The organism is Effusibacillus consociatus (genome assembly GCF_042652925.1).
In the GTDB taxonomy this organism is placed as follows: Bacteria; Bacillota; Bacilli; order Tumebacillales; family Effusibacillaceae; genus Effusibacillus; species Effusibacillus consociatus.
Window position 1 is genome coordinate 16,979 of record NZ_JBHSHC010000050.1, and the last position, 26,456, is coordinate 43,434.

A 26,456-nucleotide genomic window follows, 5' to 3' on the forward strand; every position below is an offset into this window, starting at 1 on the left:
CGATACGAATCGTGACTCATCAACTTTTCATACTCTTTTTGGGAGGTCGGATACTTTTTCTCTTTGGTTTGGGATTCTTTAGGGAGACTGGAAGGAGACAAAAAAGTTCCGTTTTTACCCGATTGCGAGGTCATGTTTAATCCCCTTTCAAGTAGGATTGGGACCACGATTGAAACAAAGATGGATTTAGTAGGTGGGCCTGTCCTAGAAACGAAACTGGTTTTATTCAAATCGAGGTCCCGGAGAAGATTAAGATGCAAAATCTTTTTGCTTTTCAGTGTAAAAAAGTTCATGGCGGGATTTATTAAGCAGCTTGCAGACCTTTTCTACGAACCGGGGGCTAGGATGCCGTTCCCCCCGCTCCACCTGACTCACGTGGCTGAAGCTATAGTCGATTGCTTCTGCCAGTTCTCGTTGGGACAAACCACTATCGATTCGAGCTTCCACAAACGCTTCCTGATGAATGTAGAACTTTGGTCGAGCCACTTCTATCCAACTCCTTCCAGTAACGTGTGTTACCATTATACAACTTTATTTTTTAAAGTTTCAATCACACTTTTGTTTACAATTATGTTCTTATTATTGCTTCAGTTGGAAACGGGTGTTACCATTATGTGAAATATGGTTTCCCAACAGTAGGAGAGGATTGAATGGACAAAAGTCTTGGAGGATATGTGCGCAAAAGAAGAGAGGATATGGATTTAACCATAAGGGAATTGGCAGATTTATGTGGTTTATCCCATGCGGCTATTTCAATGGTAGAGAGAGACAAGCGGAAAAAACCGACACCGGAAACCCTCCGAAAACTTGCCCAAGGATTAGGAACCTCTTATGAACAACTTTTACGGGAAGCAGGTTATCTGGACTCTCAGGCCGACAGACCGCGAAAAAAGGAAAGTGTCGATCTGCAATGGATATTAGGCCATGCGGAGATACGATTTCAAGGAAAACCGTTTAATGAAGAACAAAAACAGTTTTTAGAAATATTTTTGCGAACCTTATTTAAAAAAGACGAAATGGGTCGGCAACAAAGAAAATCTAAGTAAGTTATGCAAAGGAAACCTCACATCCAAGATATGAGGGAGGTTCGATATAATGGTCGAAGCAGCCAAAGCCCTCATTCAACAATATGGAACGAATGATCCTTTCAAAATTGCGAATTTGAGAGAGATGAAGGTTGTATTTCAACCCATGCCTGAGGGAATCCGAGGAATCTATGTTACACTAGAACAACAAGAGATTTATGTAAATTCAAATCTTTCTTCGGAATGGCAACGAGCAATTGCTGCAATTGAGATTGGGTATTCGATATGGCGAGAACGGAAACAAAAATATCCTCTTGGTGAGGTGTGTGTCTTCTACGAAAATGGACCGATGTCCCTAGAACCTTTGTCATTTGCTGCCCACCTTCTCTTATGTGGAACCCGATTTGATAAAGGTGAAACGAAGGAACATTTGTCAATCCGTACGGGAGTCCCTCTTGAACTAGTTCAACTTTTAACATGGTAGGGACAAAATTATTAAGGAACGGATAAAGGCGCATCTAGACGGTCCAACCAGATCAAGGCATTTTCTCCACCTATCAGTTTATAGAAACTTTCGAGGATCTCTGTGCGTCGTCTATAAAATCCACTACGCGAAAGATTTAATTGATCGGCAACCTTCATGACAGCTTGTTTTCGAAAGAACCTTAATTGGATAAATAATTGTTCCTCTTCTGAAAAAGAACGGAGTGCTATCTCAGTTAAACGGGTAACAAATTCTAGATCAGGCAATTCGTGTTCCAATATTTCTAAATGTCGTATCACCGCGTCTAAGGTTGGATTTGTTACCATTCCCTCAGATTTTCCTTGTACCAATTGTAAGCGTTGAGTTATCCGTTGGAAATTTTCCATCTCGGCCTTAAGCGTTTCTATTTTTGTCTTCCATTTAGGATAGGAGCGCAACCATTCTTCCACTCGATCATAGATTTGATCCTGGTTCAAGAATACCCCTCCCATCTTTTTAGTTTTTTCCGCCTAGTGCCCTCATTATAATCAGGTGAAATCAGAAGGTTCAATCGCACAAATGTATACTTATCTATCCTTTTTGTGTTCATTTGAAGTAGACAAGGAAAAAAGAATGGATCGCTACCTTAATGAGTACAGGAAAATTAAAAATAGCACCCAAATATCACGATTCACTTTGTCTCTGATCACAAGATAAGGTTCAAGGAACGTTTTAACCAACTAAGCCTCTGAGAATCCAAGACAGTTGGAACAAACATGGAGCATTAGAGGGACGTTTTTGAAACATAAAAGGAATAAAGTCGGAACAAAGTTGGGACTCCACTGAAACGGTTTTCGTGGTAGTATGGTATTGCGTCAGAAATGGGACAGGCTCCAAATCGGAGTACCTGTCCTTTTTATGTGTCAAGAAAGGAGTGAAGAAGTCAAAAATTAGTTCTTTATTGTGCTGGTGAGCATGACATGATGGGTTTGGCCTTTGAACAACTAAACACCGGAATGGGAAGGAGGGCATGCTTTTGCTCTCTTTTTTACTGTCACGCCGGAGATGGTGCAAACCAGGAGAGGGACCGGTACAGGCCACTCAGTATTGGCAGGCTCTTCCGCAAGCTGGATTTCCGGGAGCAGGGTGGGAAAGTGTGCAATACTTTCTGCGAAATTTAGAGAATTTGGGGTTGCCTTCAAAGCTTCGTCGACAGTTCGGGGAACTTACTTTTCGGTTTCTCGTGCACTGTGCAGGCCCTTCCGGGAAGGTGAAGTTTTATTTCGCTGTACCGGATATCCGTAAAATGGGCTTTCAATCTGTTTTTGAAGCCGTTTTCCCTGAGGTGTATTTAATTCCTTTGGAAGAACACCCAAATCTTGAGCTTCCTCCTAGGAAAGACGTGATCGTAGCGGAGATCGTTTCCGCTCGTGCAGATTCGTTTTGCGCATTGCCGTTTTTCACGGTGGGACATCAAGCTCCTTTGCATGAGGTGTTGTATGCCATAGGAGCCGGGAAATTGAAGGATGGGGAAGAGGTTTGGTTGGATCTGACCCTGTGGCCGGCTGCAAAAGGCGAACTGTCCCGCGTCATCCGAAAAGCGGAACGCCTCATGAATCGTCCCAATCTAGGAACTTTCTCTTGGAGAGAAGTTTGGGACGAATTGGTTGCTGATCCGCAAAAAAGTCGGGAACGGTCAAAAACGAAAAGTCTGAAGGAGCCAGACCATCCAGTTTTACAGGAACTGCAGACAAAACAACAAACAGAGGAGACAGGAATCTGGACTTTCTTTCGTTTGTATGTTACAGGTTCGCAATCAAAAGCACGGATGCAAACCATCGCGGTGGCGTTGGGAGCGATGAGCGCTCCCCATTTTTTGCGCCTCCGCAAAATCTCTCCTAAGCGAATGGAAAAGTTCCATAAGAAATGGACTCCGACTTCCGGATTTCTGTTGACCTCAACAGAATTGGCAGGATGGCTGCAACTGCCTGGCTGCCAACAGGCTGTCTTTTCCCATATGGAGAAAGCCCGCTCCAAAATACTGCCAGCCCCGGCCGGTTTGACGGCATCAGGGATTTTCATTGGAAAATCCAATGTGCCGGGAGAAAACCGGGAGATCTATATCCCGGTTGAGCAGATGTTGAAGCACACCTTTTTGGCAGGGATGACCGGTTCCGGGAAAACATCGACTCTCCTTTCCATGATGTTGCCAATGGTCGAGAATTTGGTGCGATTTCCAAATGATGCACCCGGTTTTACGTTTCTTGATCCGCATGGAGGGGCGATTCGCACCCTGTTAAGCCATATCCCGGAATCCTTACATCCAAAAGTCCATCTTGTACCCTTGGGAGTAACGGATCGGCCGAGAGGATTCAATTTGTTTCAGGCCGATCAGTCGGAGCAAGCGGAAGAAATTACGGGAGAATTTGTGGCTACCTTACAGCAACTGTTTCCGGGAGCCCGTCCACGGGCGGAACATTATTTGCGAAGCGGACTTTTGAGCCTTTTACAGAGTCCGCCGCAAACGGTTTTAGGTGTATCTCGAATCTTTCTGAGCGAACCCTTTCGCCAAAAGATTATCCCACAATTGGACATGCACTTACGGCATTTTTGGTTGCAAGAATTCTCCCAGATCAAAAACATCAGCGAACATTTGGGACCGATTCTGAATAAGTTGGGGGCGCTTACGACCTATCCGTCGTCACGGAGGATGTTGGGTCAAAAACAGACCTTTTATTCGACCCGAAACATCATGGACGAAGGGCACATTGTTTTGATCGACGGTTTCGGCTGTGTGCCGGATCTGCTGAAAATCATCAGCAGCTTGTTTTTCATTGAATATCACTTTACTTGTCGCAAGCGGCCGCAGCATGCCGCCCGGCCACATTTTTTCTTGGCCGACGAGATTCATTTGTTCGCCACGAGCATCATTGAAAAAATTCTGGCGGAGGATCGCAAGTTCGGCTTAGCGCTGATTTTGGCCACCCAGTACTTGTCCCAACTGCCCGGCAATATTCTAAGTGCAATCCTGGGGAATGTTGGAACGCTACTTTTGTTACAGTTGGGAGGACCAGATGCGGAACGGTTAGCGAAATGGCTGAAACCAGAAGTAACAGCACTTGATTTAATGAACCTGCCCGAGTTGGAAGCAATTGTTCGAAGCAAAGGAAAAGGCGGGATTGTACAGTTATTTACCGTGAAAAACGAGATCGTCCGTGAAAGGGACGTATCGCTTGTGGAGAAAGCATGGGCCTTTTCCGATGCGAATGATGGCCGTCCGGTTGAAGATGTAGAAAAAGAAATCGAGCAGATGTTGGGTCTTAAACAGGAGCGTTGGAACCGGGTACCGGATAAACCGTTCGATCCCCCTGTGGATCCCCCTGCCGATCCCCAAGACGATCCCCCTGTCGATCCCACTGTCGATCCCACTTCACCTTACGAAAGTGAGGCGAAAAACCTATAACTAATACGGAGAGACGGGAATGGGCCAACTCAGACTATCTACTCTCTACGCGGGGAAGAAAGGAGGGGAACTCAAAAATGCCGGATTGGTATCAAGCCAAGAAAGAAATTTTGGTGGCTTTATATTGCTACCAAATGCTGACCTCACAACAACTGGCAATCCTGCTTGGCTACAAACGAAGCAGCATGTATCGGGTAGGAAAAAGCCTGCAAAAACAGGAAGCGATTCATTCCTTGTTCCTTCCGTTTTTGCCTGGACATTCAAAAGGATACGTCCTAACGGCTTCCGGAGCCAAAGCAGCGTCTTACCTGTATGGAGAAGCGGACACTCACGTTCCCCGCTTATATGAGGAAGTGCCAAGTCAATTGGAACATCTTTATGGCACGAATCAATTTTTTATTGACCTGATTGCGGGAAGTTTGCAAAAGCCGGGAGAGGGATTGGTGGAGTGGTTGGGCACCCGTGATGCGGCGGACCGGTATGCAAAATTTGAAGGACCACCGGGAAAAAAGAAGTTGCCGCTGAAACCAGACGGACTCTGTACGTACCGTTTTGCCGACGGGCGTCGGCTGATGTTGCATCTGGAGTATGACACCGGGTCCGAGAATTTATGGAGACTCCAGGATAAACTCTGGAACTATGGCGTGCTGTTGCCGCAAGTCTGGCAGCAGGTGGAACGGGTGCATGTCTTGATCCTGACAAAAGGGAAATCCCGCGCCGGTCATATCATGCGGCTCTGGGAAGCACTTCGGATGGGCCCTCTGGCGGGCCATCGACTGCCTTCTGTCTGGTGTTCCTATGAAGAAGCGGTTTGGAATAAGGGGATGAACAGTAAATGGCTGGGAGCAGGAGGAAGCTGGATCCCATTGGAACAGATGGCAACGCTTCCGGACAACCCACAAGGGGATGTCGTGTTTCTCGGAAAGCAGTTGAGATCCCACCTGTTTCAGAGGTAAGATATGGTCACAACAAAAAATTAAAGAGAGTAAATAGACCTTTCATTTTGATGGAAAGGGGGAATATGATCGTATGCGCTGGCTGTTAACCCCGTATGTGATACGACTTGGAATGGCCTTTTTAGGTGGTGGTTCGGGATTGATATGGTGGTCTGTTCTGTCACCGCTTCCCTCCAAGTTTTCGTCCGCTCTCGTACTTACCATTTTACAAGTCGTGTTTTACTATGCGTTTGGATCTTGGCTGGAGTCTACCTATCGCAAGCGGTGGCATGACCCTCTCACAGAGTTGCCGAATCGAGCCTATGCAGACCAAGTTTTTGCTTCCCTACAGGATCCCTTTTCCATAACCCTACTGGATATTGATTGGTTTAAGCAATTTAATGACACCCATGGCCATTTGGTAGGGGACAAGCTGTTACAGCGAGTAAGTAAAATCCTAGAAAGTTCCGTTCGGAAAACGGATCATGTCATTCGGTGGGGAGGGGAAGAATTTTTGATTGTATTCCCCCATTCAGGCTTGAACACAGCTGTCCAGATCACCGACCGGATCCGGGAAACCGTATTGCGGGAAACGGGGGTCACGGTAAGCGCCGGCTGTTCCACCGGATCAAGATCACAAATCCAATCCGCGATTCAAAAAGCGGATCAACTCCTGTATGAGGCCAAACAATCTCGTAATACCGTTTTAGCAAAATGCTTGTAAAGGATCCCGTGAATCGTGACTGTATCGTTATGGAGGACATAGGTTTCCATTTACAACTTCAGAGAGGGTCAAGGTGCCGCTCGAAAAAAGCGGCTTTTTGTATGCGATCGAATAGAGATTTTACAAAAGACTTGGTCCATTGGGGGGGCAAGAGAATGAAGCGAATTCAACTCCTCAAAATCTATGGTTGGGAACGTAAAAGCCGCGGGATTCCCGATCTCGCTTCACCCTGGAAAGTTCGGATAGCGGAGTATCAGAATGTTCCCATCTATCAAATTGGTGTGCTGGAAATGAGTCAGGCAGTCGACTTACAAGATGTTGATGTGATCAAAAACAACCGTCAGGATCGAATTCTCATTTTGACAGACGGGAACCGGGTGCTTGTTGTCAATCATGAAGGGTATGATTACGCCCGGTACAAAGGACAAATCGATTCCGAAACCCTGCAGCATGTCCTTCAATTGATCATGGAAGGGTAAGCCGCTTGAGGACTGGTTGTTGAAAGGAGAGAAAAGCTTACGGAATTTTGGATCTGGATGGTAGGCAGTGTTTTGTTTTTCGTGATGGCATGCTCCATTGTAACCGATCTGCAAGAACGGCGAATTCCCAATCTTATTACACTGCCACCTATGGCAGCCGGTCTTTGGATTGTGGTGATGATGGCAAGCTTCCAGCACCATTTTGAATATTTGGCGATGTATGCGGCTGCTTTTCTCGTGGCGGTCGGATTCTGCTTCCTCATGGAGAAGGGGAAGGTTTGGTCAGCTGGCGACAGCAAGTTGTTTCTGGTGGCAATCGTTTGGATCAATGGAGTTGTGTTTCCGCCATGGGGGACAACTCTTTTGATAGGTTCCACCCTTCTGATTCACGCCGGGATGACGCTGCTTCCGCGAATCAATGAGCGAACCCTTTTCCGGTTCTGGCAGACGGCTTTTTTTCAGCAAGGGTCTTCGACTAGGAAATGCCAATATCCCGGTTCCCTGTGTATTGCTGCAGCCAGTCTGTTCATGTTCGTGATGGTCTTGATGGGGGTGGAGGGAGGTGGTTAATGTGAGAAAACAGTGGTTGGGTGTTTTGGGGTTGGCGATGTTGATCTCAACGGTATTGGGCGGAATCGGCCTCTATATTTGGAAGGACCGTTTGATTTTGACTCCTGTAGTGGTAACGGTCGAATCAATCCCGGAAAATCGCCCCATCACGACTTCCTCCCTGAAGGTGATCCAACTGCCGCAGATGGCAGTCCCACCAGGGACGGCTCATACTGTGAATGATGTGAATAACATGTGGACAACATCTGGGTATTCCATTCCCAAAAACAGCTTTGTCTATCTCTCCCACATCATTCCGAAGTCCGAAGTAAGCAAGAAGGAAGCATTGAAGCCGCTAGAACGGTTCGTCTCGATCCCGGTTGAGGATGCGATGCGGAGCGGAAGTGGCGTTCAACGGGGAGAGCATGTGGATATTTGGTTTGTCGTCAGAGGGTCCACGAACGGCAGTTTTGCCGGCAAATTGTTGACCAATATCGAAGTGGTTGGGCTGCAAGACAGAAAAGTACCGGACCCAGCAAAGGAGAATCCCGTACAAAAGCCGGGATTCTTTTCGTTTGTGCCGACACCTTCGTTTTCTTCATCTGAAACCTACCTGACAATCCGGGTGGCGGAACAAGACATCCCCTATCTGCTGTCGGCCAAACAGGAAGGGACATTGGTGGTGGTGAGCCGAGGAAATGACGCGGATGATGCTCAGCCAGTAGAGGCCAAAGAATGGCTGAAAAGCAGATGGCAAGGGAAGGAGGGGAAACGTTGATTGTCGGTATGTACTCACCAAAACCCGGCATGGGGGCCAGCACGGTTGCAAGACAGCTTGCCGTTCATGCCGCTTCGGAAAACCACAAGGTTCTTCTGGTGGAATTGGATTATCGGTATCCCAGCACGGCTGCCGTGTGGCAACTGGCCGATCGGGACCGCTGTTTGGAAACAGCCGTATTGGATGCGCAGACGAAACGGAATTGGAAGCTAAACGAATATCTCATGCGGCCAGAACAGCCAAAAAAAGATGGGGCTGCTTGCAGAGTGAAAACGAGAGGCACCCAAAAGCTATCTGCCCGACTGCACGTCTTGGCCCCTTCCGGACTCCGGGGGTTTGAACAGTGTCCCGAGGAACCGGAAACGTTTATATCCGACCTGCTGCGGCAGACCCAACAACAAGGCTTTCAATGGGTGGTGCTTGATATTCCCAGTGAAATCGATTCGGTCTTGGCACTTTCCGCGTTACAGAACGTGGAGGTTTGTATTTTGCTACTGGATGAAACGGAAGGCAATTACCGGATTGCCCAACAGCGAATGTCCCTCATGCAGACATTGGGGGTTCCGGGGCGCATGCTGTCGATCCACAACCGTTGGCGACCGGGGAGGATCTGTTGGGTTGAAACACAGAAACCGGAGGAGTGGGCGCAACCGGTTGCAAGTTTTCCGTTTGTTGGGAGCTTGGGCAAGTCGTCTCTGACTCCCGCACGTCCTTTCTCTTGGAGATACCGGAAGGCGCTTCGGCAGCTTTTTCAGGTTTTGCTCCAGATGGAAAAAGAAATGCTGTCCAAGAAAAACGAAAGGGGGCTTCCCATTTGAATGAAAAGGACATGATCCAAGCCTATGTTTCGACTCCGCTTGGACGTCATCGCATCCGCTTTCGACTGGTTCCAGTTTGGCTGTCGGGTGAACGACGTTTGACGTTGGTGGCCGAACTGCGTGACTATTTTCTGCGACAGCCCCTTTTCCCGGAAAACCCCGAACCCCCTCAGAATACAGGGCGTATCGTGGAAACTTACATTCGGGAACAAACAGGCTTAATCGGGGAGGACCTGCAGCAAGTCAGCCGCATAGTCTATTGGGAACTTTTTGGCTGGAGCGTGTTGGAACCGTATCTGGCCGATCCCGAAATCACGGATGTCGTCGCGAATGCGCATGAGATTTGGGTGCAGCGTAAGGGGGAGAAGATCCAAGTTCCCGCCAGATTTCAGAATGAAGAACATATTACGTATGTCGCGCGAAAGATCGCTCATGCCGCAGGACAATCGCTGACAACGGGACAGCCCTTTGTCACCTGTTATGTGCGCGGAATGCGGGTCAACCTAATGTTGCCTCCCGTTGCCGACAACGGAACCACCATTATTATCCGAAAATACCGGGCGAACCGTTGGACAGAGCAGGAGTATGTTCAATCAGGGACTCTCAACCGGGAGGTTTGGCAGTTATTGGCTGCCGCGATGGAAGCGGGGGTGACAGGCATCATCAGCGGTCCGGTTGGATCCGGGAAAACGACCTTATTGCAAAGCTTGGTTGCCTTTATTCCGGACGGGGACGGGATCTTGGTTGCAGAGACTGTTCCGGAATTGCAACTCAAGAAGTTGTATCCAAACAAATGCATCCTCAGTGTGGTGCCGCGCTTGCGTGGTCACGAAGCCAGCCGAATCACACTGGAACAGTTGTTTGAAAACGCGCTTCATCAAAATATGAGGCGCTTTTTGTTTGGGGAAATAAGGGGGACGGAAGCATCCCTCGTGCTGGAAGCTTTTCAAACGGGCCATTCCGGCTGGACCACCATGCATGCAGACAATCCACAAGACGCTTTGCAACGGCTGGTCGCGATGTGTCTGCGTACAGATCGGCAGTTGAATCCGGAGTATACAGAAGCGATGGTTACCAAGGCTGTGGACCTGATTGTCCAGATGCACCGGTACCGGGTCACGGAGGTGGCGGAGGTCATACAAGATCCAAACAGGAAAGCCAGTGTAGTTCCTTTGTTTCGGTATCGTGAAGGTCGTTGGGATCGGCTGAATCGTCCCTCCCCCACCTTGATGGCCAAATTGAAACGAGGGTGACAACCGTGAAGCGAAAGATTGGGGAAAAAGCCCCGTGGATGGTTCCCTGGCGTTATCTTCCGGAAGCTCGTGCGCTGGGCTGGCCCCTTCGTGGTTGGATGTACGGTGTCTTGCTGAGTGCTTCGTTTGGGCTGGGCATCAGTTTCGGACTGCTACTGGACATATACGGGTTGGGTATTGGGATGGGAGCGTTTTTTGCGTATGCCATTCCCGGAGAACTTCTCCTTTGGGTTCGTCAGCGACACTTGAAAAGGATGCGTCAGTTGATGGGCGAAGCGGTGCGGACGCTGCACACTTCCTATCTGGCTTGCGGCCAATGGGGACAGGCAGTCAAGATGAGTCTGCCGTACGTTCCAAGTGAGATCCAGCCCCTCTTCCAGAGGATTTTCCGGCAACAGCAGGTAGGCGTACCGCTCGATCAAGCGATGACGGATATGCCGAACCAAGTTCTCCTTTCAGAAACAGGCTTCTTTCTGGAAGTGGCCCGCCTGTTGGAACAGGTGGGCGGACCGCTGGGGGGAGCGCTGCTGGAGGATGTAATCAGCTTACTGGAAGAAGCGAACACGAAAGCTGGGGAACTGGCAGGAGAAGTCGCGGCCCGACAGATGGAGACACGCCATTTGTTTGTGTTGTTCCTCGTGGAGCTGGTGTTCTTCCGGCTGATAAGTGTCGTGTATTTTGACGATTTGTTTCACAGTGTACCCGGCCAGTTGCTGATTTCCGCTTTGTTTTTTCTGAATACCGGGTGTCTCATTTGGGTACGGCAGCAGATTCAGAAATTCGAGATCCAGTAGGGGTGGTGAGCAGGATGGAAATGCAGTGGGGGTTGCTGGCAATGGGATTGTGGGGATGTGTCCTGGTTTCGATTGGGTTTTCATCCCTTAAGCGAATTCAAACGAAACCAAAGAAAGGGTGGGAACACGGACTGGCGGGGGCATACTCCGGTCTGGAGAAGGAAATCAAATCTTCCAGGTCCGTGATTCGGTTGCAACACGACTTGGAATTGTTGGATCGGGCTGAGACGCTGCAATCACTTGTACGCCGGCAATGGGTGTATGGGTGCTCCGCTTTCCTGGCAGGGATAACCCTATGGTTGTATAACTTCCACCCGGGAGGGCTGCTATTCGGGACTCTGTGTGCCTCGCTCGCCTACCAGAGTCCGGTCCGGAAAATCCATCGTGAGGCCCAGGCGTTACGACGAGAATGGGAGCGCCAATTGCCTCTGCTGCAGTTGGGAATTTTGCAACGAATGCTGGCCGGCCAGTCTCCTTTGGTCGCGGTTCGCGGGGCAAGCCAAACCATGTCGGCTTCCCTGCAAGGGGAGATGAGGCGATTGCTCACGGATATGGAAATGACCGGGGATGCAGCTGGAGCGTGGGAACGGTGGACTAAACGAATGGATTCGCCGTATGCCCGGAGGTTTGCCGGCCTTCTGAAGCTTACGATGACGGTCCATGCGGATGGCATGGAGCGGTCTCTGCGTGCTGCCTATCTCGCCCTTCGCCAGGAACAACAGGACAGATGGAGGCGGCAGGCCCGGCAGTTGCCCCAGCTTTTGCAATGGCCGAATTTGATTTTGTTTGCCAGTCTTATCACTTTGCCCGTACTCAGTGTGGGGATCGGGATTTCCCGGATACTCCGCACGTTTTAATACATGCATTTTAATTTCAAAAAATGAGAGGAGGAAGGCCCTGTTTACGGGGACAAGGGCCGAAAGGAAATGTTGAAAAAGCGAATTGTGAACTGGTTGAAAGACGAACGGGGGATTGCCTCGATTGACGAGGGAAACCTTGCGATGGTCAAGCTGCTCGCTGGAATGGGGCTCGGAACACTGTTGTTTGCGGGGATTGCGGCTTTTGGATCAGCGCTGCTTGGCGATCATGGGCTTTTCCAAAGCGTTTTGACCAACACGTCGATCAACTACAGCGGCGGGCTTTGGACGAACTAAGAAAGGGTGGGATGTTTCCTCCCTTTCTATTTTTTACGCCAATGGCAGGAGGTGATTCTTTTCGGTATGAAACTTACAAAAATATTGTTTTTTCGTAAACGGTGGGGCATCGGTTGGTTGGTCTTGCTGTTGGCGGTGCTTGTGGTCTTACCAGGGCGAAGTTCGGCGGCTCCAACGGAAACATTGGTGTCGGCGACGGTGGATGTGATTGTCGCCATCGACACCACAGGAAGCATGTCCGGTTGGATCAACCAGGTCCGAACGGAAACCGCCTCGTTTGCCAACAAGCTGCAGGCAGAGGGATTTGATTATCGCTTGGGCCTGTTGGACTTTAAAGATGTCCGTGTCGATGGCGGTCCCTGGTGGTACGGTATGACGAAAAGTTCAGCCACGTTTAATTCGTGGGTGAACGGACTGCGGGCAACTGGCGGGGGCGACTGGCCGGAATCGGATATCAACGCCATGTATACCGCGACCCAAAAGTTCCAAAAGGAAGGGCGTTCGACGGCAGGCCGCATGCTGATCCTGATCACCGATGCGCCGTTTATCAGCTCGGAAAACGGGTATGACGCGCGGGGAATGGGTACGTTCCTGCATCACAACAACGTTGTCCTGAACATCATCGGCACAGGTGCGGATGCGTGGGGGCAGGCGACCCAAGTCACCAGTCTAACAGCCGGAGCCTATTACAATACGAACGATTTACGCAGTGCCTACGAAAAAATCATTTCGCAAATCCAGAAAAATACGCCACCGAAAGTGGAAGACAGCAAAGTGACGCTTCCCCCGGGAGTCGATCCCGGATCGATCACTCCCACGACCGATCTCGAGTTTACGCTTACTGGATCGGATAAGGACGGGGATGTGCTGCGGTATTATTGGGCCGGTTTATCACCGAGTGAACGTACGATCTTCCTGGGATCCACCCCGACGATCCACGTCCGCTTGACGGAACCTGGAGTGTGGGAAGTGACAGGAACGGCAACCGACCCGACAGGAGAATCGGTGTCCGTGACACACCGGATTGCCGTAGGCAACCGGAAGCCGTCTGTCTCCAACTTACGGATTGATTCCGCAAACAGCATAACGCCCACTCTGTTCTGGAACTATGCCGATCCTGACGGGCATCCGCAAGAGAAGGTGCAGTTGCGGGTCAAAAAAGGGGACGAGGTCGTTTGGGACAGCGGGGAGGTACCCACTGCGGACTTCCAGGGTACAGTTCGGGGAATGGCATACGGCGGCGATTACACGGTTGAAGTCCGAGCCATGGATCGCTATGATGCCTGGAGCGATTGGACAAGCCTGCCGGTGCACATCAATGGGCTTCCGGATCTTTTCCCAGTTTCCTTGACCACCACGCCTAGTGAGTCTGTATTGGATCAAGAGACCGTTACCGTAAACGTGCAAGTAAAAAACGAAGGGGAACAGGCAGCAGGAACATTCCGTGTTTCCCTCTATGATGATGGCAACCTGGTTGGGGAACAAACGGTTGCAAGTGTAAGGACAGGGGAAAACAGGGTTATCTCCTTTTCGTATCAAGCTTCCAATCCAACAACCCACTCCCTGAAAGCGATCGTCGATACCGGGAAGCAAGTGACGGAAGCAAACGAAGCGAACAACGAGATCACGGGATCCGTCCGGGTGCTCCACCGCGTCGATCTGGTTCCTTCGATTTCGTTCCTGCCGGCGGATACGATTCCGCAAGGCGGAACCTTCACGGCGCGAATCACCGTTCAAAATGTGGGGCAGGGGGATGCCGGAACCTTTCAGGTCGACGTCTACCGCGATGGAACGCGGATCTTACAAAAAACGTTTGATCGACTGGCTACAGGCGCAACTGCATCCTTTAATCTGGAAAACCTCCCGGCGCAAACAGCCGGCATGTCCACGTTCAAAGTTGTCGCGGACGCGGCCTCCCAACTGGCGGAAGCCCGTGAGGATAACAATACAGTCGAGGCCAAAATGGTGATCCTGGCTCCGTTAGAGGTCAACGATATTCGCTTCACTCCTGCCCCTGACGGGAGAAGCATAACCATTCACTGGCAGGATCCGGCAGATACCATCTTGGATCATGTGGAACTGGTTCTAAGTGGTAACGGAACGGGGGAAGGCACCCCAATTCGTGTGGAAAAAGGGGTTCAACAAGCGACCTTCGCCGGTTTGCAGCCGGAAACGTCGTACTCGATTCGAATGCAAACGGTCAATACATTCGGTGCAAAGTCAAGCGGGATCGTGCAGACTGTTACCACACCCAAAGATACGGTTCCGGCAGGAGACGTGAAGGATGTCCGTGCAACATCCGGACCGCAGGGACGCTCGATTCAGGTGCAGTGGACAGATCCTGCGGATGACGACTATCGATTGGCTGAATTACGACTGCTTTCCAACGAGGGCAACGTCATCGGAGATCCTGTCCGTGTGGCGGCAGGGATGAACCGGTATGTCTTTGAACGAGTCAAGCCCGCAACCGATTATGTCATCGAAATCCATACTGTGGATGCATCGGGCAATCGTTCAACCGGGGTAAAGGTTCCCGTCCGCACCGGCAATGATACCCTTCCCCCCAAAGCGGTGGATCGCCTCGCCGGTAAGGCCGACAAACAAACCAGTACATTGCAGGTGACTTGGAAAGACCCAGCGGATCCGGATTTGGAAGCCGTGTTGTTGCTTCTGAAAGAAGACCGGGAAGGGGCGGAATGGACCGAAGCAGTTCGAATTCCGAAAGGAAAAGAAACGGCTGTCCTGAAACCAAAACCGAATCAAACCTATGTCATCCGGGCGATCGCCGTGGACGATGCGGGAAATCGCTCCGAAGCGGCCGATACTCGGGCAGCGCTCCTTCTCCCGAAACCGCTGGCACCCGTCGACATCCGGTTCAGCAAATGGGGCAAGAAACCGGTCATTCAATGGCGGGAAGCGGGGAACCTCCTGCCGGTCACATACAACCTGTATCGGCAGGTGTCCGGGGAAGAAATGAAGAAAATTGCCTCCCTGCCAGCCGGGACCACCCGCTATGAGGATCCTTTCGAGTGGGAATCGAGCCAGCAGATACACTACTATGTCACTACCGTCGATGCCGACGGTACGGAGTCCGATTTGCCAAGCCCGGTCGGACCGATCGCATCCTTTACCGGCAGCCCGATCCTGCGGCTGGTGCAAGCCTCCTCCACGGATGTGAGGTTCGAGAACACCGTGGTGAAGGGGGCGGACGAGTATATTCTTGAACGGCGCGAAACGGGTGATTGGCAACAGGTCGAGAAAGTCTCGGCAACGGGGGACACGGTTTTCTGGACGGACCGGGGCGTGCAACCGTCTCATCGCTATCAGTATCGGGTGGTAGCCCAACGGGGGAGCGTGCAAGCCGTATCTCCCCCTGTTTTGGTCACCGTACCGGCAGGGGAACCTTCAATGCCGATCGGTGTCGAAGCGAAAGCGGAAAACGGCAAGATTCGGGTTTCCTGGCAACCGCCTGCGGCGGACAGTGAAGCGTACAACCTCTATCGGCAAGTGAATGAGGGTCCAGTTTTGCTGCTAGCCTCCCGTATCAAGGATGGATTGCAATATGTGGATGAGTCTGCCAAACCCGGTATGAGCTACACCTATTATGTATCAGCCTGGAAGGATGGCAAAGAGTCGGACAAAGCGGCATCCGCACCGGTTCGGTTGGAAACGTCTCCCTCTACAGGCTGGGACCCGAAAGACGGCTCGAAGGAATCCGCCAGCAAAATTGTGCAGGTCAAGCAGGTGGGTGAAAGCGTCCGGATATCGTGGCAAGCGGCCAAGGGGACACCCGCTCATTATTTTGTGTACCGGCAGGAAGCAGGCTCGCTGTATCAAAAACTGATTGCCGTTCTTACAGGAGACCGGCTCCAGTTCGTTGATACGACGGCAGAGCTGGAAAGGACCTATACCTATTCGGTACAGGCCCAGTACCGGGAAACGTATGGCAGCACCCTGACGCCCAAGTTGTCGGCGGATCCCATTCAGGTCGTTCCGCTGGACGGCTTTTCACCGTCCAAAGTGTTTGATCCGGTCAATGTCAAGGCCACCGTGGATGAGCGGACGGTTCTGCTGACCTGGGAAGTACCGAAAGCGGCGGAAGAATATTTGATCTACCGCAAATTTTCCGGGGAGCCGATCCGGACCTTTGCCGGGCGCGTCAGTGGGGACAAAGGCACGTTATTTACAGACACCTCGGTGAAAGCGGGGGCCTACGAATATGTTGTCGTAGCCCGCTATCCGGCGGGAAATTCAGCGATGGTGAAATCCAATGCCATTTCCCTTCCCTAACAGGAACAGCCGCCTCTCGAGGTGGCGTTTCTTTTTTCGGAACCGTCGCGGGACAGCAAGTCTTGATTTTTTGCTAATCCTGCCTTTTCTGCTGTTTTTCCTGTTGGTGGGAGCAGATCTGCTGCGTTGGCAGACAACCGTGTTATCGGTTGAAAACGTCGCTGACACGGCGATCGAGCGGATGGAACAGCAGGGCGGAATGGATGAACGGGTGGCGCAGCAGGTGACACGTTGGATGGAGAAAACGCATCTGCAGCCGGAACAGTGGTCCGTGATGGCAACTCCTGTCGGGACAAATGGGGAAGAGGTAACCATTACCTTGACCGGTCGTGTTCCCTTTCTTTCCTTTCGGCTGTTTGGGTTCGATGTGTCAGTACCGGTAGAAGTCACGAGAGTCGGAATCAGCCGCAAGGAACCACCTTTTCATTCGGAACACGAAGCTGTTCAATCGAAAGAGGAGACCGTCAAAAATCAGGAAGGAGGGGATGAGCCATGATGCGGGAGGGAATGCGTTGGACGCTTCGCATCCTGCTTTGGCTGATGCTCGTCATCAGTTCACTGGGGGTGATCGGTAATCTGTTAGCACCTCCTACTCCTCCAACTGCACCGGGGATGACAGTTCAGCAGGCGGCGCGTCTCCAGGAACTAGGGTCATTTGCCGCTGGTTTTTCCCAAGTCTGGTTAACGTGGGACGGCAAAGAAACGATGGAACAGCGGAAACAGCGGTTGCGTCCGTATGTGGCCCCCGCAATGCTGGAAGAAGCGGCGAGGATTCAGCTTCCCAAACAGGAACAGCGGCAGATCGTATCCGATGTGCAGCAGATGGGCATGAACCAATTGGATGAGGCCCACTGGCAGGTACGCGTCTGGGCGCAGCTATCGACTCCCGCAGCGAGAATGATGGAACTGCGGGTCCCTGTTACATGGGATGCTGGCGGCAACCCGGTCATTGATGGGCTGCCTCTCCTGCAAAATGTCATCCCGCCGGAGGCGGGGACTCCGCGTGCCCATGGCCCGGCAGCGGAGAAAGGAGTCCGGGATGCCATGCGTCCGGCGCTGGAAGCATTCTTTACCGCTTATTTTCGGGCGAAAGAATCTTCGGAACTCGCGAATTTTACCGCCCCCTCCGTTTCGATCCGGCCGCTTGGCGGGTGGCTCGAGCTGAAAGAAATTCAGACCCTTGACGTATACGGAAGCAAACCGTATGAGGCGGTTATCCGCCTGGCAGTGGAGGATAAGGCGACAGGGGTGATCGTCCCGCAGATCTATACGCTGCAGGTGACAGAAGACCAAGGCAAATATTTTATTGCCAGCCTTCGCTAGGGAGAAAGTGAGGGTACATTCGATGGACTGGCTAGACGTACTGATTTTGACACTGACGCGGCTATTGCAAGCCGCGTTTTTGACCATCGCGATTTATCGCGGAGTGAAAATGTATTGGAATGGAGAGAACAACCGGCTGTGGGGCCATATTCTGCTGTCCTCGATTTTGGCGATTTTCGTCTTCTTTCCGGGGATCGTCAAATTTTTGGCCGGGTATGTACTGAAAAAATTGCATATCGAGGACGGAGGCTTTACAAACATATTGCAGTGAAAAAGCAAGTTGAATTCGTTCTTCCATTTCAGAAGCCAACCGGCGTACGCCGGAAAAAAGACGGCAAGAAAAATGAGATGTCTGACACGATTGCGGGAGGAGGGATGGGATGGAAACGGAACAGGTGGAAACGGCCGCATCCTATCGAGCGTTGTACCGGATCCGTCCGGTGATCTATCAAATTGGCGACATGAAATTGTGGATGCCGATTCAGCGGGACGGGATTGTCTTATGGTTTTTCTATCTGGCCGTATTCTTCTTTTTCTACTTTGTGTTCCCGCTTTTCCGTTGGCTGCTTCCCTTTGATCCGTTGCTTGGGATGACCGTAGGACCCATTGCGTGCGCCTACTGGAGCATAAAACTCGACCCGGCCGGAAAAACGGTTCCGGCTTTTTTATGGGATTTGGTTTGCTATACGATCCGCCCAAAATGGTTCCTGAACTGGGAACATCGGGCATTTCGTCCGGTGCGGGGCCGCTGTCGATGGACCGGCAGATGGCGCAACGTCTACCGCCAAGTTCTTTCGGGTACCGGTGGGGAGCAGGTCGAGATGAGTGACGCTCGAATGTACACGGGGCAAGTAAAAGGTTTGCACACTCTTTCCATGGGAGAACCCACTCTTGTTACATGGCAGGAGAAACAAGGACGGCTGACGATTCAGGCTGGCAAACGGGGCAGAAAAGAACTGACGATGGGCGTTCATCAGATTCCGCTGATGCAAAAACCGGTGCGCTTCTCGACATACGGGTCTGCCCGGATCACGGTGCAAGGGCCAGCCGAAAGGAAACAGTGGGATGTGGTGGTAAAAGGAGGGGATTCGGGGTGAAGTTTCCCGTCCGGTATTGGGAAGAAAACGTCTTGTTTGATCTCAAGCAGACGCCATGGGCGGCGTATCGGATTCCTCTCAAACCGTATGCCTATCAATCCTTAGAAAAAAAGCGGGCGGCCATCGGCGCATTTGCACAATTTTTTACCGCGTACCGGGGAGAAGGCCATCTTCTGTCTGTTACCCGAACAATGGACGCGTCCGAATGGAAACAGAAACAGCGGGGCAAGGGCTGCGAATACACCCGGTATGCGGAAGCGGTGACTGATCGGTTTCATGAACGGCGTCCCTGGCGGCGAACCTTGTACCTGATGCTTCATCTCTCCCTGCTGCGGCGCGGGCTTCCCGAAGTGGACCTGTCCGGCTGGGCGCGAACCGGGGCCACGTTCAAGCAGTGGATGTCCCATACGGGAAAAATCGTGGAAGACCAGTTTTGGCTGCGCCCGCGAGGGGAAATCGATGTCCGCCAGATGGAGGACGCGTTGGCAGCGGAGCAGCTTCAGTTTGGCCAAATTGCCGAACTGCTGCAAGGGGAGCGCTGCCGCCCCCAGGAGATTGAATGGCTGATTCGCCGCGGCTTTTTTCGGGGAACGGTGCAGGAACCGCCGCCGATCATTGGGGAACAGCCGATCGGTCGTATCGTCATTCGGGGCGACCGGGTGCTGGTGCGACCGAAAACGTCATTGCTTACCAGTTTGCAAGGCGAGCTGTTTGCGGAAGAAAAAATGAAGACATGGATCGTCCGTCACGACGACGAAGGCCGGGTCGAAAGTTACCAGGCCTTTTTTCATGTGGTGGATGTCCCGGAGGAAGTTCCGGTGGCCGGCAGCGAATGGCTGTATCTGTTGGAGGATCTGCCTTTTCCAACCGAGGTAAGCCTCCGCTTTCGGGTGGAATCGCCGCATGAAGCGGCACAGGGGCTGCAACGCAACCGGAAAGCGTTGCGCGACCAGCGGCGGGAGTACCGGGAGGCGGCGGAAGAGGCCCCCATCAGCCTGGAGTGGGCTGGAAAACGGGGACGCGTGCTGGAGAACAAATTACAGAAAGGAATGCCGCTGATCCATGTGGATGCCTGGATCAATGTCGCCGGATCGAACCGGGAAGAGGTGGAAGCCCGCGCCACCACCTTGAGCCAACTGTACAGCAACCGCCAGATTCGGGTGGTGCGTGCACCGGGCGATCAGGCAAAAGGATTTCTGCAATTTGTGCCGGGTATCGCCATGTTAAAAGACACCATTCCGATGGACCCCAACTACCTCGCGGCCGCCATGCTGCACGGCAGCCGGGAGATCGGGGACCCGTTGGGCGACTACATCGGACGGACACGTCAGGGGATTCCGGTTCTGCTGGACCTTCGCCGCCCGATGTCGCAGGAACTGAACCGTTCCGGCGCTATTGTGATTGTTGGTACCCTTGGATCGGGGAAATCGGTTCTGAAAAAAACGCTGTACTATCAAGCATTCAATCAAGAAGCAATCGTGTTCGCCATTGACCCGAAAGGGGAAGATCACTGTTTTGCCCAACTGCCGGAGTTCCAGCGGGAGATGGCGGTCTTGAACTTTGCTCCCCATTCACCGACCCGTTTAAACCCGTTTCGTCTGTCAGAGAGTGAAGAGCGCTGCCACAGCATTGCCCTTGATTTTTTGAGCTTACTGTTGGAAGGCACGAAAAACGACGAGCGAGCGGATGTCATCCTGGAAGCCGTGGAACGGGTGTTTTCCCAGCCGAAGCGGGATATGTTTCAGCTTATTCGCATCTTACAAGAGTTGGCGGAGGAGTTACCTGTTGAAGCCATGGCTGCAGAGGCCCGGCGTTGCGCGACCCGTTTGCAGACCTATGCCAAAAGTCCGTATGGAAAATTTGTCTTTTCCAAAGACGGGGAAGGGATCACCGATTTAACCGGCGTCCGGTTTGTGGTGGTGAGTCTGTCCGGATTGCCCCTTCCCAAGAGAGTGGGGACAAATCTCACCTTTAACGAGCGCTTCGGTCTGGGTCTCATGTATCTGGTCGCCTCTCTTGGCCGGGAATTTATGTTTCACAGCCCGACCCATGTCTTGAAAATCTTTGGCATTGATGAAGCCTGGATGTTGAAGGCGTTCCCCGAAGGGGCTTTGCTGATTGACGAGATCATTCGGATGGGGCGGAGTTTTGACATTGTGCCGATGATCGTTACGCAAAACCCGTCCGATGTGTCCGACGAAGAGATCCGCAACAACCTCGGTTCCATCTTTTGTTTCCGTACGGAAGACCCCCGCGCTGTTCGTGACAATCTGGTTCTGTTGGGGCTCGACCGGGATGACGAGGACATGCGGCAATCATTCCGCGATCTTCGGTCCGGGGAGTGCTATATGCGTGATATTGAAGGACGGATCGGCTGGGTACGGATCGAGCCGCTGCCTTCCGATTTGCTGGAGCTGTTCAATACCTCTCCTTCGGAAGGAGGGACACCCCGTGACATTCAAACGTAAACGACTCCTGTTGGGGTTGATGATCTGGATCCTGCTTATGATTCCTTTGAAGACCGCGTTTGCCGAAAGCGATATGCTGGAAAAATGGCTCCCGCAGGAGGAGGATCTGGGGGTGCAGGCAGGCGATAGAACGCTCGACTACCGCGCGTTTCCCGTGACCCATTACGGCTGGGACATCGGCTATGACATGATTGAATGGGAGTGGGGCGGCATCAAACCCAAGCTCAACGATCCACTGCCCGTGATCAGCAACGGTCTCTATGGTGTGGGATTTATGATCCATACACTGATCGTTCATCTTTCGATCTGGTTGATGCAGTTGGCGTTTCATACCGATTTGATCAACCAGCAGTTGGAAGTCGTAACCCCTTTGATGAGCGGGTTAAAGAACAGCCTGTTTGTCCCTTTCTTGCCGTTTTCCCTGATTTTCCTGGTTGTGTGGGCGGTCAAAAAAGGGTATTGGGACAATCAGACGACGCAACTCTGGTCGGGACTGTTGGGGGCCATTCTCATTTTGGCCGGCAGCCTTTGGTTCATGAGCCATTCCGGACAATCGGTTCGGGCCGTATCGGTCACGGTGGACCGGATCGCGCAGGTGGTCATGGGATCCGTCGCCTCGCCTTATCAACGGATCACCGGGGATGTTTTGCGTAATCCGCTGGAAGCGGCGGACCATCAACTGATTGCCACGTCCAACCGGCTGTGGAAACTGTTGGTGGACCGACCCTGGCAGATCGGGGAATTTAACCGTCAGGATGCCAGCGATGTTCGCATGACGAAAGACGAGGTGGAGGGAATCCGGAAACTGGCGGAAGAGGCCAAACTGACGCTTGATATCCGGGAAGGGGATGCGTGGGCAAACAGCATCCGCAAGTACCCGTCTACTTCTGAAGAGCGGCGAATTCTCCGGCTGGTGATGGGTGACTCCCAAATCGATCACGGAAACCACAACGATATTTCCCGTCTGTTTCGAGGACAGGGCGTCGACGGACGGGGGTTGATTTTGCTTTTGTCCTTGCTCTCCAGTATCTGTTTCCTTTTATTCATTGCGGTGGTGGCAGGCATTATGGTGGTGGCGCAGGAGATTGCGTTGGCCGTGATTCTGATCGCTCCTGTCATTTTTCTGGTGGGGATGGTGCCGGAACGGGGATTTGCCCTGATCCTCCGCTGGACGGCCTGGTTACTGGGGGCACTGGGGACCAAAGTCGTGTATGGGTTTTACGTCGGAGTCACCCTTTTGCTGGCGGACGTATTGGCCCGTTCTTCCGGTTTTTTAATGATACAGCAGATTTTGGTCGCCATTCTGTTTGTGGTGGCTCTGCTCTACCGGAAACGGATTCTGCAGACGTTGTTAGGAGCGATCAAATCCCCCACGCCGCACGATGTGTATGATCACTCCAAGCAGGAGGTTCAACGGCACTGGAGTGACACAAAAGAAACGTGGATGAAAACGAAAAAATGGGTGGGCAAGTGGTTTGAGTAACCGGGGAGAGAGTCAAGGAACAGGACGAGGAGGAACATGAAACGGAAATGGCTGTGGGGTCTAATCGGTTCCCTGGGAGTGAGCGGAATGCTGACCGTCTTTCTAGTGTTTGCCATCACGGCGGCCTTGCTGGGAGCGGTGGTCAGTTCGGACTCCGGGTATGCAAAAGAGCCGAATCAAGAGGGGGAAGTTCCGACTGCTCTGCTTTCCATCTATTTTCAGGCGGAGGCCAAATATGGTGTTCCGTGGTCACTATTGGCCGCTTTGTCGAAGGTGACCACCGGCTTTGGGCAGCATCCAGGGGAAGAACTGGATCGAATCGGGTGGATTCCGTTTTCCCATGAGCAATGGACCCTGTATGGAATTGACGGCGACAACGACAACCGGGTGGATCCGAATAACCCGTGGGATGCCATTGATACGGCAGCCCATTTTTTATCTCTGGACGATCCAAAAAATATAGAGACATCCCTGCGCCGTTACCGCGATGCCGATTCGTTTGTGCAGGAGGTCCTTCATTGGACGAAAGTCTACCAATCTCTGATTCCTAGCAGCAAGGAGTGGATATGGCCACTCCCGGGATTTCATGACATCTCGAGCGGGTTCGGGCGACGGACGGATCCTTTGACCGGGAAGCAGGACTTTCACAAAGGGATTGATCTTCCGGCGCCGATTGGTACCCCCGTACTGGCGGTCCGGGACGGAACCGTCGTACAGGTTCTGGCGGAACGAGACTCCGGCGGGTATGGCAATTTGATTGTGATTCAGCATTCGGGTGGCGTCACAAGCTGGTACGCCCATTTGTCAGCGGCGTTTGTCACACCAGGAACCCGAGTGCATCGGGGGGAACAAATCGGTGCGGTCGGGAGCACTGGCCGTTCAACGGGGTCTCATCTCCACTTGGAAATCCGTGTTGGGGGAAAGCCCGTGGATCCTTTGTCCATGGTCCGACAACCGAATCGTTCCCGAAAATAAAGTTTGGGATTTTGGTCAAGCACAAAACTCCATACAAGGGGAGGAGGATAAGCGTGAGAAACGGGATGCAAGCGGCCAAGACAAAAGATGTGAAGGGCCAACTGTCGCCTCTAGTGTTGGGAATGTTGTTTTCGACGGCGATATGGCGTTTTGCCGCTCGACGGGATCTGTCCTATCAAAAGAATCTGAGAAAGTGACGAAGGCCATTCCGGATGAACCACATGTTATTTCTGATAGAAAACCAGGATTCACTTCGAGCAACAAATCGCCAGTTGAATATGGAGCATGGCAGAGCTTCCAATGTTGAGGAAGGAGGGGAGTTATGCGGAAAAAGTCAACTTTCACGGGCACCACGGGTCTGGTGGAACGAAAACACAACCGGAATTTTATTGGACTTGAATTGAATCCACAGTATGTCGAGATGGCAAAAAAGCGGCTTTCCAACTGGAAGCCGTTTTTTTTATGGCCTTAATCGAATCGAACAAAAGGGAGGAATCAAGCATGGCGAAACCGGTCGAACAGGTCATGACACAAGGGGTGAAGCGTCTTCAATTGTCCCCTGTTCTTTTGGCTACGTTGTTTGGGACGGCGCAGAAGCATCTTCATCTATCGACTTTTATTGCGTTTCATCCAAAGGGTAGTCAGGTGCAGGCAACCGATGGGAATGGCAAGACGCTTGAAACGTTAAATGTGGCGTTGCCCACAAAGATCTGGATCATCTTTGACGACTACGGAAACCGCTGGGTGGCAACCGCATTGCTGCCAGATGAGTACTGATTCGTTCTTCGTTTTTGCGGAGAAGGTGAGGGATAGGGGATGGGCAATCGCGGACCCTGCATTGATTTATTTTGTGGAGCAGGTGGACTCTCTTGTGGTTTTAAGCAAGCCGGGTTTGAGGTGCGGTTGGGAGTGGATCTGGATCGTACCGCGTTAATCACCTTTCAGAACAACCATTTCGGTGCGAAAGTGCTGCGGGAAGATGTAAGGACTTTGACTGGAAAAAGATTGAGAGAAATGGTTGGAAATCACGAAATTCTGGGGCTGCTGGGCGGGCCGCCCTGTCAGGGATTTAGCCTGGCAGGAAAACGGGATCCCCACGACGTCAGAAACCAGCTCCCCTATGAATATGCCCGCATTCTGAAAGAAGTGCAGCCCAAGTTTTTCCTCATGGAAAATGTGAAGGGAATGCTGAGTAAAAAGCAGCGTCCCCATTTTGACACAATTATGGAACTGTTGCAGCAGGCGGGGTTTCATCTGCATTGGAAGCTGTTGAACGCATGGGACTATGGTGTGGCGCAAACACGGGAACGAATTTTTATCATTGGTTTCCGGCAGGATTTGAAGGTGGAGTTTCAATGGCCTGTGCTGGATCCGACGAGACCGGTTTTGCGGGATGTGATCGGCGATCTTCCGGATCCTTTGACAAACGAGGCAGAAGTGCCCAATCACCATCTGACAAAACTGCGAACGCAATCCATGGAGAACCGGCTCCAAAAAGCCGGAACGGGTGCTTCATTATACGACTGCCGGATCATGGACTGGGGGAAGCCAAGCGCGACGATAACAGCACACCTGGCCAAAGATGTGGATCTGGCTCATCCGGGAAGTCCCCCCAATCATCAGGGCCACTTGTTTCAAAATGTCAACCTGAATTGGAAGTACGAGCAGGCCAATCGTGCAACCGACTGGGACAAGCCTGCCAAGACCGTCACGGCTCACTATCGAGCGGCAGGTCTTCATCCGAATCACGGCCCCGTTCCCCGTGAGCAGGAAATGATTCTCAAGATGGTGTCGCATGCGAACCCGCAGGGGGTCATTCCGTTTGAAATTCTTCAACAGGTGCTTCCTGCAAGAGCGAATTTGATCAAGGGACGCCAAAAAATAGGTGTCTGGGAAAAACCCAATCCGACGATTACTGCCAACATGACCCTCTTCGCCGGTGCCCATTTTCATCCCAACACCTCCAAACCGAGAAGGTTTACGGTGCGAGAATGTGCGAGGATCCAAAGCTTCCCCGATTTCTTTGTATTTTACGGGAGTTTAAGCGCCCAGTACCGGCAGGTGGGAAATGCGGTTCCACCCCGGATGGCCTACCTGTTAGCGATGTGCATCGCAGATGCGTTGCAAAAGAAGAAAACAAACAAAAACAAAGCCATTGGAAAAATGGAGTAGCCGTTGGGATCGAACAAGATTCTTAAAAGGTTGGGGTGAACACGGTGAGTATCGAAAGGGACAATCTCTGTTTCTGTCCAATCTGTGAGAAAGAGTATGTTCTGAGGGGAGTGATACACGGACCTAAGGACTGTCAAGGTCGCTTTGTTACCGCTTGCCGAAATCATCCTGCACGAGTCATTCAAACCTCTTTTGTACAGGCACGAAAATTCA

27 protein-coding genes are annotated in these 26,456 nt (G+C 51.8%); 25 read left to right on the forward strand and 2 right to left on the reverse strand.

The window, feature by feature from the left end:
- Window positions 1-249 precede the first annotated feature (249 nt).
- Complete coding sequence (locus ACFO8Q_RS07120; RefSeq protein ID WP_380025065.1) at window positions 250-486, reverse strand: helix-turn-helix domain-containing protein; 237 nt, start codon at window positions 484-486, stop codon at window positions 250-252.
- A gap of 164 nt (window positions 487-650) precedes the next feature.
- Here ACFO8Q_RS07120 and ACFO8Q_RS07125 point away from each other — a divergent pair, with 164 nt between their 5' ends.
- Together ACFO8Q_RS07125 and ACFO8Q_RS07130 are read left to right on the forward strand one after the other, a co-directional pair.
- A complete protein-coding gene (locus ACFO8Q_RS07125) occupies window positions 651-1,046 on the forward strand; it encodes a helix-turn-helix domain-containing protein (RefSeq protein WP_380025066.1) in 396 nt (131 codons plus the stop codon).
- 49 nt (window positions 1,047-1,095) lie between these two features.
- Complete coding sequence (locus tag ACFO8Q_RS07130; protein ID WP_380025068.1) at window positions 1,096-1,509, forward strand: hypothetical protein; 414 nt, start codon at window positions 1,096-1,098, stop codon at window positions 1,507-1,509.
- 11 nt (window positions 1,510-1,520) lie between these two features.
- Here the strand turns inward: ACFO8Q_RS07130 and ACFO8Q_RS07135 are convergent, their stop codons facing one another.
- Window positions 1,521-1,985: a hypothetical protein gene (locus tag ACFO8Q_RS07135; RefSeq protein ID WP_380025070.1), complete on the reverse strand. Its 465-nt coding sequence runs from the start codon at window positions 1,983-1,985 to the stop codon at window positions 1,521-1,523.
- 539 nt (window positions 1,986-2,524) lie between these two features.
- Here ACFO8Q_RS07135 and ACFO8Q_RS07140 point away from each other — a divergent pair.
- From ACFO8Q_RS07140 to ACFO8Q_RS07250, 23 genes are all read left to right on the forward strand, one after another.
- Window positions 2,525-4,951: a type IV secretory system conjugative DNA transfer family protein gene (locus ACFO8Q_RS07140; protein WP_380025071.1), complete on the forward strand. Its 2,427-nt coding sequence runs from the start codon at window positions 2,525-2,527 to the stop codon at window positions 4,949-4,951.
- Window positions 4,952-5,028: 77 nt separating this feature from the next.
- Window positions 5,029-5,907 (forward strand): replication-relaxation family protein, encoded by an 879-nt coding sequence (locus ACFO8Q_RS07145; RefSeq protein ID WP_380025072.1) that lies wholly within the window; start codon window positions 5,029-5,031, stop codon window positions 5,905-5,907.
- Between the two features lie 73 nt (window positions 5,908-5,980).
- Complete coding sequence (locus tag ACFO8Q_RS07150; protein ID WP_380025073.1) at window positions 5,981-6,610, forward strand: GGDEF domain-containing protein; 630 nt, start codon at window positions 5,981-5,983, stop codon at window positions 6,608-6,610.
- 155 nt (window positions 6,611-6,765) lie between these two features.
- Window positions 6,766-7,089: a hypothetical protein gene (locus ACFO8Q_RS07155; RefSeq protein WP_380025074.1), complete on the forward strand. Its 324-nt coding sequence runs from the start codon at window positions 6,766-6,768 to the stop codon at window positions 7,087-7,089.
- Between the two features lie 81 nt (window positions 7,090-7,170).
- Window positions 7,171-7,659 (forward strand): prepilin peptidase, encoded by a 489-nt coding sequence (locus ACFO8Q_RS07160; RefSeq protein WP_380025118.1) that lies wholly within the window; start codon window positions 7,171-7,173, stop codon window positions 7,657-7,659.
- A gap of 1 nt (window position 7,660) precedes the next feature.
- The gene (locus ACFO8Q_RS07165; RefSeq protein WP_380025075.1) at window positions 7,661-8,416 is read left to right on the forward strand and encodes an RcpC/CpaB family pilus assembly protein; all 756 of its coding nucleotides are present in this window, start codon (window positions 7,661-7,663) and stop codon (window positions 8,414-8,416) included.
- Window positions 8,374-9,234 (forward strand): hypothetical protein, encoded by an 861-nt coding sequence (locus ACFO8Q_RS07170; RefSeq protein ID WP_380025076.1) that lies wholly within the window; start codon window positions 8,374-8,376, stop codon window positions 9,232-9,234. The genes ACFO8Q_RS07165 and ACFO8Q_RS07170 overlap by 43 nt, the downstream gene beginning before the upstream one ends.
- Window positions 9,231-10,487, forward strand: a complete 1,257-nt coding sequence (locus ACFO8Q_RS07175; RefSeq protein ID WP_380025077.1) for a CpaF family protein — start codon at window positions 9,231-9,233, stop codon at window positions 10,485-10,487. The genes ACFO8Q_RS07170 and ACFO8Q_RS07175 overlap by 4 nt, the downstream gene beginning before the upstream one ends.
- A gap of 5 nt (window positions 10,488-10,492) precedes the next feature.
- Window positions 10,493-11,281 carry a type II secretion system F family protein gene (locus ACFO8Q_RS07180; RefSeq protein ID WP_380025079.1) on the forward strand — a complete coding sequence of 263 codons (789 nt, stop codon included), beginning with the start codon at window positions 10,493-10,495 and terminating at the stop codon, window positions 11,279-11,281.
- 14 nt (window positions 11,282-11,295) lie between these two features.
- Window positions 11,296-12,138, forward strand: a complete 843-nt coding sequence (locus ACFO8Q_RS07185; RefSeq protein ID WP_380025080.1) for a type II secretion system F family protein — start codon at window positions 11,296-11,298, stop codon at window positions 12,136-12,138.
- 69 nt (window positions 12,139-12,207) lie between these two features.
- The gene (locus ACFO8Q_RS07190) at window positions 12,208-12,435 is read left to right on the forward strand and encodes a hypothetical protein (RefSeq protein WP_380025081.1); all 228 of its coding nucleotides are present in this window, start codon (window positions 12,208-12,210) and stop codon (window positions 12,433-12,435) included.
- Window positions 12,436-12,501: 66 nt separating this feature from the next.
- Window positions 12,502-16,725, forward strand: coding sequence for a CARDB domain-containing protein (locus ACFO8Q_RS07195; protein WP_380025082.1), 4,224 nt, complete (start codon window positions 12,502-12,504; stop codon window positions 16,723-16,725).
- 70 nt (window positions 16,726-16,795) lie between these two features.
- Window positions 16,796-17,221 (forward strand): DUF4320 family protein, encoded by a 426-nt coding sequence (locus tag ACFO8Q_RS07200; protein ID WP_380025083.1) that lies wholly within the window; start codon window positions 16,796-16,798, stop codon window positions 17,219-17,221.
- Window positions 17,218-18,048: a conjugal transfer protein gene (locus ACFO8Q_RS07205; RefSeq protein WP_380025084.1), complete on the forward strand. Its 831-nt coding sequence runs from the start codon at window positions 17,218-17,220 to the stop codon at window positions 18,046-18,048. The genes ACFO8Q_RS07200 and ACFO8Q_RS07205 overlap by 4 nt, the downstream gene beginning before the upstream one ends.
- Window positions 18,049-18,070: 22 nt before the next feature.
- Complete coding sequence (locus tag ACFO8Q_RS07210; RefSeq protein ID WP_380025085.1) at window positions 18,071-18,319, forward strand: hypothetical protein; 249 nt, start codon at window positions 18,071-18,073, stop codon at window positions 18,317-18,319.
- Window positions 18,320-18,428: 109 nt separating this feature from the next.
- Window positions 18,429-19,145: a TcpE family conjugal transfer membrane protein gene (locus tag ACFO8Q_RS07215; protein ID WP_380025087.1), complete on the forward strand. Its 717-nt coding sequence runs from the start codon at window positions 18,429-18,431 to the stop codon at window positions 19,143-19,145.
- Window positions 19,142-21,613 carry an ATP-binding protein gene (locus tag ACFO8Q_RS07220; protein ID WP_380025088.1) on the forward strand — a complete coding sequence of 824 codons (2,472 nt, stop codon included), beginning with the start codon at window positions 19,142-19,144 and terminating at the stop codon, window positions 21,611-21,613. The genes ACFO8Q_RS07215 and ACFO8Q_RS07220 overlap by 4 nt, the downstream gene beginning before the upstream one ends.
- Window positions 21,597-23,096 carry a hypothetical protein gene (locus ACFO8Q_RS07225; RefSeq protein WP_380025089.1) on the forward strand — a complete coding sequence of 500 codons (1,500 nt, stop codon included), beginning with the start codon at window positions 21,597-21,599 and terminating at the stop codon, window positions 23,094-23,096. The genes ACFO8Q_RS07220 and ACFO8Q_RS07225 overlap by 17 nt, the downstream gene beginning before the upstream one ends.
- A gap of 36 nt (window positions 23,097-23,132) precedes the next feature.
- On the forward strand, window positions 23,133-24,071 hold the full coding sequence (locus ACFO8Q_RS07230; protein WP_380025090.1) for a M23 family metallopeptidase: 939 nt from the start codon (window positions 23,133-23,135) through the stop codon (window positions 24,069-24,071).
- A 53-nt stretch (window positions 24,072-24,124) separates the two neighbouring features.
- Window positions 24,125-24,268 carry a hypothetical protein gene (locus ACFO8Q_RS07235; protein ID WP_380025091.1) on the forward strand — a complete coding sequence of 48 codons (144 nt, stop codon included), beginning with the start codon at window positions 24,125-24,127 and terminating at the stop codon, window positions 24,266-24,268.
- A 125-nt stretch (window positions 24,269-24,393) separates the two neighbouring features.
- Complete coding sequence (locus ACFO8Q_RS07240; protein WP_380025092.1) at window positions 24,394-24,543, forward strand: DNA methyltransferase; 150 nt, start codon at window positions 24,394-24,396, stop codon at window positions 24,541-24,543.
- A gap of 29 nt (window positions 24,544-24,572) precedes the next feature.
- Window positions 24,573-24,848, forward strand: a complete 276-nt coding sequence (locus ACFO8Q_RS07245) for a hypothetical protein (RefSeq protein ID WP_380025093.1) — start codon at window positions 24,573-24,575, stop codon at window positions 24,846-24,848.
- 39 nt (window positions 24,849-24,887) lie between these two features.
- Complete coding sequence (locus ACFO8Q_RS07250; protein WP_380025094.1) at window positions 24,888-26,243, forward strand: DNA cytosine methyltransferase; 1,356 nt, start codon at window positions 24,888-24,890, stop codon at window positions 26,241-26,243.
- Window positions 26,244-26,456 lie beyond the last annotated feature (213 nt).